At 49.2% G+C, this 10947-nt stretch carries 8 protein-coding genes; 1 reads left to right on the top strand and 7 read right to left on the bottom strand.

Going from position 1 to position 10947, the window contains the following annotated elements; all coding sequences use genetic code 11:
• Positions 1-138: 138 nt before the first annotated feature.
• From hpxZ to ACQ4M5_RS38135, 7 genes are all read right to left on the bottom strand, one after another.
• Positions 139-537: an oxalurate catabolism protein HpxZ gene (gene hpxZ, locus ACQ4M5_RS38165; protein ID WP_430681017.1), complete on the bottom strand. Its 399-nt coding sequence runs from the start codon at positions 535-537 to the stop codon at positions 139-141.
• Between the two features lie 4 nt (positions 538-541).
• Positions 542-1351 (bottom strand): ABC transporter permease, encoded by an 810-nt coding sequence (locus ACQ4M5_RS38160; RefSeq protein WP_430681016.1) that lies wholly within the window; start codon positions 1349-1351, stop codon positions 542-544.
• Positions 1348-2112: an ABC transporter ATP-binding protein gene (locus ACQ4M5_RS38155; protein ID WP_430681015.1), complete on the bottom strand. Its 765-nt coding sequence runs from the start codon at positions 2110-2112 to the stop codon at positions 1348-1350. Before ACQ4M5_RS38155 ends, ACQ4M5_RS38160 begins: the two co-directional genes overlap by 4 nt.
• A gap of 77 nt (positions 2113-2189) precedes the next feature.
• Complete coding sequence (locus ACQ4M5_RS38150) at positions 2190-3227, bottom strand: ABC transporter substrate-binding protein (protein ID WP_430681014.1); 1038 nt, start codon at positions 3225-3227, stop codon at positions 2190-2192.
• A gap of 14 nt (positions 3228-3241) precedes the next feature.
• The gene (locus ACQ4M5_RS38145) at positions 3242-4645 is read right to left on the bottom strand and encodes an AtzE family amidohydrolase (protein WP_430681013.1); all 1404 of its coding nucleotides are present in this window, start codon (positions 4643-4645) and stop codon (positions 3242-3244) included.
• Complete coding sequence (locus ACQ4M5_RS38140) at positions 4642-4839, bottom strand: DUF4089 domain-containing protein (protein WP_430681012.1); 198 nt, start codon at positions 4837-4839, stop codon at positions 4642-4644. The genes ACQ4M5_RS38145 and ACQ4M5_RS38140 overlap by 4 nt, the downstream gene beginning before the upstream one ends.
• 58 nt (positions 4840-4897) lie before the next feature.
• Positions 4898-6829, bottom strand: coding sequence for an iron uptake porin (locus ACQ4M5_RS38135; RefSeq protein WP_430681011.1), 1932 nt, complete (start codon positions 6827-6829; stop codon positions 4898-4900).
• Between the two features lie 346 nt (positions 6830-7175).
• On the opposite strand from ACQ4M5_RS38135, the gene ACQ4M5_RS38130 reads away from it, so the two are divergent.
• Complete coding sequence (locus ACQ4M5_RS38130; RefSeq protein ID WP_430681010.1) at positions 7176-10937, top strand: NB-ARC domain-containing protein; 3762 nt, start codon at positions 7176-7178, stop codon at positions 10935-10937.
• Positions 10938-10947 lie beyond the last annotated feature (10 nt).

Below are 10947 nucleotides of genomic sequence, written 5' to 3'. Positions count from 1 at the left end.
GGTACATAGTAAAATCAGATGCAAGGTTTTTGCACGGTTTATAGTGCTTTATCTTGCATTTTATCAGCAATTTATCCCGCTGAAATTCAGTCCTAGAAAGCTTCTTAGACTTCCTCAGCAAGCCCTACATATACAGCCCTACTGGTTTTGAGAGGGCAACCAGGAAACATGAGCAGAAACAATTCTCCAGCCCTCAGGTAGTTTTTGCCAGACCTGAGTTTGTCGCCCTTCTCGTGCAGGCTTCCCGATAATACCTCCCCTAAATTCGAGGGTAACAATAGCAGTGTCAGTCCTAAATGCAGTCACAGTAAAGTTAGAAAGTTCGCGCTTGAGCTTAACACCAGATCTCGATCGCCGATATGCCTTCACAGCATCACTCCCGTAGAGGTTCTCCAGTAGCCCAAACCGGACAACTTGCGGAGAATCCCAAAATAAAGCATCGAGTTTTTCGATGTCGTTGTCGCACAACGCCGTCTCATACTGAGCGTAGAGAGCCGTCACTTCTGCGATCGTCTGCGGGTGATTTATTTCTAGCATCAATTTACCTACCGCTCCAATGAACAATGCGTTTCTCAGTGAAACGAAACAGCATATTGAGACTGTAGCCCAGCACTCCAGTAATCAAGACCGAGGCATACATATCCTTCACGTTCAATACTTGCTGAGTTTCAATGATTCGTTTGCCTAAACCGCTTTCTGTCCCGATGAACATCTCTGCAACGATCACCATGACTAGGGCAATACTGATGCCAGTGCGAAGACCAATAAAGGTTTGAGGTAGGCTTTCCCAAAACAGCACGTCTTTAAAAATATCCCACTGGGATGCCCCCATGACTCTTGCTGCCAGAATACGAGACTGACGAGCATTCATCACACCGTAGGCACTATTGAAGACAATCACTAGAAATCCAGCAAATGCTGGAATCACAACTTTATTCCAATCACTTGTACCCAGAAATAGAAGGAACATTGGGATCAGGGCACTCGCAGGAGTCGAACGAAAGAAGTCAATCAGAAATTCCACGCTGCGATAAAGTCGTTCGTTGCTGCCTAAGATAATTCCGAGCGGGACACCCAGCACTGTGGCGATCGCAAATGCCTGAGTCGTTCGCCATACGGTCGTTGCGAAGTCAGTAAATAAACTATCTTCGCTACGAAACGCAACATTAAATAGTTCAGTCACAGTATCAACTGGAGTCGGCAACAGCACTGGATTGATCCAACCTGATTTTGAGACGAATTCCCATAGCGCCAGTAGCACGATGACTCCGAACAGGGGTAACAGTCGATCGAGGCGGGGCATCCAGTTTTGAGGTTCAGAGGTCGATCGGTGCCGCAGTTTTAGCTTCATTTCCGCATCTCCTGGCGAAAGATATCGAGACAATGACTTTTAACTTGGACAAACTCTGGCTCAGAGAGCGTTTCTGGTGTGCGGGGGCGAGGGAGATTAAACACCACGTTTTCGACTAAATGAGTCGGGCGCTTACTCAAGAGAAGAATCGAGTCCGCAAGGTAAACTGCATCTTCGAGGTCATGAGAAACAATTACGGTGGTCAAGTCAGACTCCATGTGAACCTGCTGGAGCTTTTCCCGAATGTACAGCGTCATCTCAAAATCTAGCGCCGAAAAAGGTTCATCCAAAAACAACACCTCTGGATCAGCAACTACCGCTCGTAAAATTGCAATTAACTGCTGCTGTCCTCCCGAAAACTGATAGGGATAGCGCCGCAAGTCAAGCTTGATATCAAATGTTGCCAGCAGCTTTTCAACTCTGACCTGACGCTCTTTTTCAGAAATACCCTGTACCTTGAGCGGATAAGAAATATTGTCGAGGGCGCTAATCCAGGGAAACAAAGTGTCGCGATAGTTCTGAAACACATAGCCGATGCGCGATCGCCGAAGCGGTTTGCCCGCGATCGTAATCTGCCCTCGGTCGATCGGGATGAGTCCACTCATCATGTTGATCAAAGTCGATTTACCACAGCCGTTGGGACCAAAAATCGAAATTACCTTCCCTCGCGGCAATGACAGATCAAAGTCTTGGTAAAGCACCTGACCGCCAAAGGATTTACACAATCCTTCCACTTTAATAAAGGCTGATGAGGTAGTCATAGTCCGACCCGAAATGGTGTTCAGCATAAAGCAGTGTTGTGGATTATGGGAGTGAGGGAGTTTTCCCTCACTGTTTCTCAGGCAGGCTTGTAAATCAAGGGTGCAGCTTCAACTTTTTTCGATAACACTCCTGACTGTTGCAGAAAATCAAAGAACTTCTGAAAGTACTCCAGATCCGATGCTGAAAGCTCATCATACATCTGGTAGTTGGGGATCGGAACCGACTGAATTAGATTCCCTTTAATCGGCGTGTACTTCTCTAAGAAAGGTCGGGCAGCATCAGGAGTTTTGCGGACGACATCAACGGCTTGACGATAAACATTAATGTACTTCTTCGTCGTTTCGGGATAAGCCTGGATAAACTTCGTGGTCAGAGCCGCAGAACCACCAAACCAAGGAGCCATCGGATCACCCAAAATGTACTTGGCAACAACACCAGATTCTAGGGTGCGAGTCAATCCTTTGAGTTGACCGAGTGTTCCAATTGGTTCTAGGGTGTAGGCTGCCGCGAGTTGCCCCGATGCAACCGCATTGGGATGTTGGCTAATATCCAGTTGAATGACTTCCGCATCAGTCACGCCATTCTTCTCTAACAGACCTTTGGCGATCGCTTGGTTTTGAGGACCCGGACCACACCCAACTTTCTTGCCTTTGAGGTCTGCGATCGACTGAATCGGGCTATCTTTTGCCACAATCACCTGATCTAGCACGTATTTGCTATTGGTTGGATTAGAAGCAATAATGCGAAACAGTCCAGGGGATGCCGCATCTGCAACCGCTAATGATCCCGTAGCCGTACCGTTTGAGCAGCCCTGAATGCGACCTGCAATCATGCCTTCGACAATTTGCTGAGGTGAAGGAACTTTCTGCGCTTCCACATCGAGTCCGGCATCTTTGAACAATCCCTTTTCAACTGCATAGAAAAAGGGCAGTCCAGCCGCGATCGTCGGATAGGCGATCACAATTTTTCCGGGATTTTCTGCGGCAGGTGCAGTAGACGAAGCGGGAGACGCAGACGAGGTAGTTGCTTGGGGTGAGTTCGATGGAGTACAGCCGTGAGCCGCGATCGCCATCATCGTTCCGGTTCCGATTTGCAGAAATATACGTCTTCTCATAGCAGTCCTCCTGATTAGAATTCTTTTACGGTTGCGATCGTGGCTTTTACGACTCTGTTCGCTTCAAGCGCGGCGGCGACTCGTAAAATGACGGATTCTCGATATGGTGCAGCAACTAACTGCACACCGATCGGCAGCGTCCCAGACTGGGAGACGGGCACTGAGAGGATCGGGAGTCCAATAAATGAGAGCGGTTGGGTAAAGCGTCCCAGATTGGGGCGGGAGGGCAGTTTTGCGCCATTAATCTCGATCAGATTCTGCTCGATTAACGGAGCGTAATAGGGAGTCGCTGGAGCCAGGATCAGGTCTACGTCTTGAAAAATCTGCCGCACTTGATCGCGATACCATTGCCGAAACTGTTGCGCTTGAATATACCAGGATGCAGGCAGAAAAGCGCCAGATAAAAAGCGATCGCGGGTTCTCGGATCAAAGTCTTGTGGGCGGGTTCGCAAATTGTGCAGATGTCGCTGTGCCCCTTCACAAGCGGTAATTGTCAACGCAGCAGCCCGCGCCCGATGCGACTCAGGCAGGCTAACTGTTCGAGTTACATTCAGTGCCTTAGCTACCTGTTGAACAGCAGCGATCGCTTCGGGTAAAGCGCCCTCGGCAAAGTAACCATCCGCGATCGCAATGCGTAACCCTCCGATGCCTTGATTGAGTTGAGGTGAACAGGGTTCGGGAGCGCGATCAGTGTGGGCTGGATCGCTGCCGCCTGCTTGCTGCAAACTGTCATACGCCAACGCAATTTCTTGTACCGATCGGGCAAAGGGTCCGATGTGGTCAAGGCTTTCGGAAAATAGAACTGCTCCTGAGCGTGACAATCGCCCGTAGGTTGGTTTGAAGCCAAATACACCACAGAGCGAGGCAGGCACTCGGATCGAACCATTCGTATCTGAACCGAGCGTCAATGGCACTAAACCTGCCGCGACTGCGACTGCTGACCCACCGGACGATCCGCCTGCAACCCGATCCAAAGCGTGTGGATTTGGCGTGGTTCCATAATGGGTGTTCTCGGTCGAGAAGCCATAAGCATACTCATCCATGTTCAGCGCACCCACACAGATCGCTCCCGCTTGTTTGAGAGCCGCGACCGCTGCTGCATCCTGAGTCGCTGGAGGGTTTTCGGCATTAATCTTTGAGCCTGCCCGTGTCGTTATTCCCTCAATATCAAACAAATCTTTGACCGCAAAGGGAACTCCCGCTAATGCTCCTGGATCAGTTCCAGACGCGATCGCTCGATCAATCGCTTCGGCTTGAGCGATCGCCGCTTCATCGGTCACGGTCGTAAAACAGTTGAGTACCGGATTGAGCGCAGCAATTCGCTCTAACGTCTCGAATACGATCGCTTTTGCTGTGACTTCTTGTCGCCGGATTGCCTCAGCAAGCTGCACGGCATTTTCATATTGATTGATCTTCATGGCTGAAACACTGGGGCAAATTCAATGGTTTCCGATAAGGGAAACTCCAGGAAAAAACGAGCGATCATCTGTGTTCGATATAGGTTCTCAAGTACGCCAGGACGATGATCGGGATGAAGTGGCAGATTGAGCAAAATCGTCATTTGCTCGACATAAGCTTCTAAATCTTTGGGACTTTGAATCGATTCAGGCATAACTTCCTCCTAACGTTGAAATAGACAAACGGCTACATTGTTGCAGTATTATCGCCGCTTAGAAACTAAATTGAGTGCGAAGATTCCCCACAAATACAGTTGGATTGCTGCTGAAACTGTTGGCATTGACGATCGCATAAACCGCAGGAACAATGGCGATGTTATTGGTCAATGGGTAATAGTAGGACAGTTCAAATTCGTACTGCGTTGCGCCATCGCCTCCGCCCGATCGCAAGAAACGCCGTCCGCTCAAATAGTCATGGGGAACCAAAAAGGAAAACACGCCCAATGCGCCCCGCTTGCCGAGATCCGGGAAGGCGAGTCCAAACTGAATCGTTTGCGTATTCAGATTCCCGTTGGCGCGAATGGGGTTAATCGGATCAATGTTAGTGATGCCATAACCGTAGCGCCCAAATATTCCAAACCTTGGTGTGATCAACCAGTCAAAGTTTGCAATGAAAGTATTCGCTGTTCCATTGTTGACCGCGCCACCAAAGCCATCATCGATAAAACCGTAAGGAACAGGTTCACCACTGAGTAGACCGTTGGTTGCCTGCAAGTTTGAGCGGGTGTAGAGCAAGCGCAGGTTGAAATTGCGAGTGGGCGAGTAGACTAGCTCAGTTGCAAGGGTGTTTGTGCCTCCGAATAGCCCAAGTGCCGGATCTTCAGCGCTATTGTTCGCCAAGAACTCGTTGCTGAGTCCCAAATAACCGACAGACAGCCGCAACTGAGGGTTAATGTTCCAGGCAACGACTGCGCCCGAACCGCGATCAACAGCATTCGAGAGTGTACTGCCGTTTGAATTAAACGAGGTCGCCCCAGTGAGGAAGAACGTAAAGCGATTGTTGTCAAAGTGGCGATAGAAATTAATTCTAGGACCAACGAATACCCGGACGTTCTCGCTTGCTGGAAACGAGTAAAACAATTCCCGAATCACCACAGCACCAGCGGCTCCATTGGGAGCAGGAGTAGTCTCTAGAAAGGGTGTTCCCGATGTATTGAAGAAGCCCGATGAAACTATTTGATTTGCTGGAGAGCTACCGTTGCCCGCAGCAAGTTGCGTCACGAGTTGATCTCTTCCGGTAAATGAAGTGTTCAAGTTGAGATAGACGAGATAGTTCGATACAATTTTCGGCTGCTCACGCTGGACTCGTGAGGGTACACCACCTTGTCGAATCGATGCGGCAAACGGCACATTTGGCACAAAAGGATTGCGCTCTGCGGTGACTGTATCCCGAAAAAATGCGCCTGATAGGTTGAACACAGCAAGACCGCGCAAAACCGTTGTGGTCGAGAACTGCTGCTTCTCTAGCGTAGTTGTTCGAGCTTCTAAGGTATCGAGCCGACCGCGTAGAGTTGCCAATTCAGCCGCAAATTGGTCTTGGAGTTTTTGCAGCGTGGTTAAATCTTCTTTTCTGACTAAATCGTTAGTGGAAGCGGCGATCAGTTCGTTGACGCGATCGAGACAAGCATTCAAACCCGCAGCAAATTCATATCGAGTCAGGGCGCGATTTCCCCGATAAGTGCGTTCTGCCGAAGGCAGCGCTTCGCGACCGGGATATCCTGCAATACAACCGTAACGCTCGACTAGGGATTGCAAGGCTTGAAATGCCCAGTCCGTTGGTCGAACATCAGAAAGCTGTGAAACAGAAGTCACCTGAGCCATTCCATTTGAAGGTTCAGCAGCAGTCGAATTGAGCAGGCTGCCAGCGCTCGACGGCGATCGTTCGTCTGGCAACTTTACCGGACTGCCTCTGTCCGAGGATTGAGCAGCGATGTCACTGCTTGTAAACCGCAGTGCTTCGACGTTAATCGACGGTTGAGACAGCGGTTGAACCGTCTGTTCGCTAAAGTTCTGCAACGCAGCAGATTGAGGCTCTGTTGCAGACTTCAACTCGGTTGCGATCGCGGAACTCGTCGAGAACAGCGTTGCCCAGGCAATTGCAGGCGCTGTAACCCAAAACCACCTGATTATTCTTGGATTGAACATGAACTCCTCCACCTCATAAACTCATCGCAGTTACAGAAATGTCGCTTGAAAAGGCGCGATCGTCATTTTTCGGGCTGCCACCAAAGACTTTCCAAATCACACCCAACCACAGGAGAGAGACTTTCTCCCCGGCATCGATTTCGATTCGTTTTGGAAAAACTTTTGTTAAGAGTCAGATTAGCAGGAGCCTTCTGAATCAGGCGATAGCAAAAGTTCAGCAAAGGTCGTCAGAAAGTTCACTCGCAAGTTCGCAATAAGTCGATCGAACTGTGACTTATGTAACAAGTAAGCGATCCAGCCGATTGTAAATTAATACTTTATTAACCTTGAACGATCGCGCCCGCTGATGAACGCTGAAGAAGCACTTGCCTGTTTAGAAAATCTCCTCCCCCATGCTCATCTGAACAAGCTGCAAGTCGCTATCTTTCAGCAAGTTTGGGAGGATCGCTCTTACTTGGAAATCGCCAAGAATTCGGGCTATGGACTCAGCCACATTAAGCAAACTGGCTCTGAGTTGTGGCAATTGCTGTCACAGCGCCTGGGGGAGAAGGTGAATAAAACCAATGTGCAGACGGTATTAAAGCGATATACGAATCGCGATCGAACCGAGCAGATGCCTGCTGTACTAAACCACTCAATCGCGCCACAGTGCGACTGGGGAGAAGCCGTAGACACTCCTGCTTTTCTCGGTCGGATTGCAGAGCTTGAAACTTTGGAGCGATGGATTGTTCACGATCGCTGTCGTTTGATTGGATTATTCGGAATGGGCGGCATCGGCAAAACAACGCTTTCGATTCGGTTGGCGCAGCGTGTTGCAGAAAGCGACGAATTACAGCCGTTTGAGTTCGTCATTTGGCGATCGCTCAGAAACGCACCGCCGATCCGCGACTTGTTAGCCAGTCTGATGCAGGTGTTCGCTCAAGACCAAGCCCCAACTTTTTCTGAAACTCTAGAAGCGCAGATTCGCGACCTAATTGGGTATCTCAAGGCGCATCGCTGTCTGATTATTCTCGACAATGCAGAGTCAGTGATGCGTCCACATGATAGTACTGGAAGCTTTCAGTCAGGTTACGAAGGCTATAAAGAACTTCTGGCGACGATCGGCGAAACTCAGCATCAAAGTTGCTTAATTCTGACCAGTCGTGAAAAGCCATCCGGGTTTGCGGCAAGAGAGGGAATTTCCCTTCCGGTACGATCGCTTCAGTTAGCCGGACTTTCAACTTCTGCCGTTCAAAATCTCCTCAGCCTGCGCGGACAGTTGTTTGCAACTGAGACTGACTGGCAGGCGCTAATTTCTCACTATTCGGGTAATCCATTGGCGTTGAAGATTGCAGCGGGCGCGATCGCCGATTTCTTCAATGGCAATATTGCTCAATTTCTGGCGTTTTTGCAGCAAAGCGGCTGCATTTTTGCCGATATTCGCGATCTGCTCGCGAGTCAATTTCATCGTCTGACGCAACTAGAACAGCAAATTCTCTACTGGTTAGCAATCAATCGAGAACCGGTTTCCTTGGTTGATCTACAGGCTGACTTCATTCCTCAACCGCAGTCTGCCGCCTTACTAGAGGCGCTAGTTTCGCTAGAGCGTCGCTGTTTTCTTGAACGGACAACTCCGATCGAACTACCTTTGGCACAGCGAATTGCCTTGTTTACGCTACAGCCTGTGGTCTTAGAATACGTGACCGAGCAGTTCATTGATCAAGCTTTTGATGAAATTATGAATCGTGCCAAAGCTGCCCCTCAAACCAGTTTGCTACTGAAAACCCACGCTTTGATCAAAGCGCAGACCAAAGACTACATCCGCGAAACTCAAGTACGGCTGATTCTGCAACCGCTTGCTGATCGACTACTTAGCATGATCGATCGTAGCGAACTCGATCAGCAATTGATGCAACTATTGTCACATTTTCGCGGCAAAGGTAGACAGCAAACAGGCTACCTTGCTGGAAATGTAATTAACTTGCTCTGTCAGATGCAAGTTGACTTAAGCGATCGTGATTTTTCCGACCTCACCATTTTGCAGGCATATCTCAAGCGCGTTAATTTGCATCGAGTCAACTTTGCAGGTGCAAATTTAAGTCAGTCCGTCTTTACAGAATCCTTTAGTCCCGTACTGTCTGTAGCATTTAGCGCTGATAGAGGTTTGCTTGCAGCCGGAGATGTCAGCCACGATATTCATGTTTGGCAGGTTGGAACTCAACAACCTGTCTTAACCTTAAAAGCAGATGGTTGGGTGTGGTCGGTCGCCTTCAGCCCCAGTAATCAGATTCTTGCTAGTAGCGCGAGCCGATCGGTGTGTTTATGGGATGTGCAGACGGGACAGTGTGTGCGATCGCTGCAAGGATACGCCAGCCGAATCTTTTCGATCGCTTTCAGTCCGGATGGAACTCGACTAATTAGCGGGAGTGAAGATCAGTTAATCCGCATTTGGAATGTTGAAACCGGACAGTTGCTGCACTGCCTCAAGGGACACACCGACGAGGTGAGATCGATCACTGTTCATCCGAGTGGACAATGGTTTGCGAGTGCAGGATGCGATCGTACGATTCGCTTATGGGACATTGTGAGTGGACAATGTTTAGGTAAGACCGAAGCACAAGACGCGACACTGCATTCGATTGCGTTCAGTCCAAACGGTGAGCAGTTGATTAGTAGTAGCGATCGGGCAATTCAAATCTGGACAGTCATGCTTGCGCGATCGACAGAACCAGACCGACTGAATTACTGTTGCTCACTGTTTCTACAGCAAACCCTTCAAGGTCACACCGCACCGATCCGATCGATCGCCGTTTGTGCCAATGGCGACTATTTCGCGAGTGGTAGCAATGATCATACGATTCGCATCTGGAGCCTAAAGACAGGCGAATGCCTCCGAACGCTCTATGGACATACAAGCTGGATTTCAGCATTGTGTTTTGCGACATCTGGGGAAGAGTATTTGCTTGCAAGTGGGAGCGAAGACCAATCAATCCGGCTCTGGGATAGTCGCACCGCTGCTTGCCTACAGAGCCTTCAGGGGTACAGCAATGGCATTTGGTCGATCGCTTGCAATCCGCACCGATCGCAGTTTGTTAGCGGTGGGCAAGATCGCTTAGTTCGCTTGTGGGATAGTGTGACTGGGGAATGCTTGCGAGTCATGCGGGGTCATCAAAGCTGGGTCTGGTCAGTTGGATTTAGCTCAGATGGTAGCGTTCTCGCAAGCAGCAGCGACGATCGGACGATTCGCATCTGGAACACGAACGGAAATTGTTTAACGGTACTGCAAGGACATACCGACCAAGTTTATTCGATCGCTTTTAGCCCCGATTCGCTCTGGAAAACTCAGTCTCTGCTTGCAAGTGGCAGCTTAGATAGCACAGTGCGGCTGTGGAATGTTCATACCGGAAATTGTCTATATACCTTACAAGGGCATAGTGGTGGTGTCTGGTCAGTAGCATTTAACAGTCAAGGTACTTTACTCGCGAGTGGTAGTCTCGATCAGACGATCAGACTCTGGGATGTTAGTGCGTTATCGGGTAATCCTCCAAAATTGCTGAAAACCCTTTCAGGTCACACAAGCTGGGTTCGTAGCGTTGCCTTCAGCCCTGATGGAAGGCTACTAGCGAGTGCAAGTGCTGATGGTGTTCTGAAGTTATGGAGCGTTGAAACTGGGAAATTAGTTAAAACTGTTCAAGCACATAGTAGCGCGATTCTTTGCGTTACCTTCAGTCCTGATGGCACAACATTGTCTAGCAGTGGAATAGATGGTACCGTTCGGGTTTGGTCTTTGAAGACCAACCAAGCTTACTCAAATAGCGATGAAGATGACAAGCGTAGTTCAGTGTGGATACCCAAAGTCCTGATCGGACACGAAAGATGGGTTAGATTCCTAGCTTACTGTCCCGACCAGCCTCTTCTGATGAGTTGTAGCCAAGATGAAACAATCAAGTTGTGGCATTTACAAACAGGCGAGTGCCAGAAAACAATTAGGATTTTGCGACCTTACGAAAGCATGAACATTCAGAACATCCAGGGCTTAACGGAAGCTCAATTGACAATGCTGAAACTTCTAGGGGCAACCGAAGTTCACGATCGATCGGTTGCTAAGAGGGCGTTTGAAAAGTCGTAGTCGGTCAAAT

The sequence above is a fragment of the Leptolyngbya sp. AN10 genome, from assembly GCF_050565645.1.
Lineage (GTDB): Bacteria > Cyanobacteriota > Cyanobacteriia > Leptolyngbyales > Leptolyngbyaceae > Leptolyngbya.
This window is presented reverse-complemented; position numbering and strand designations above follow the sequence as displayed.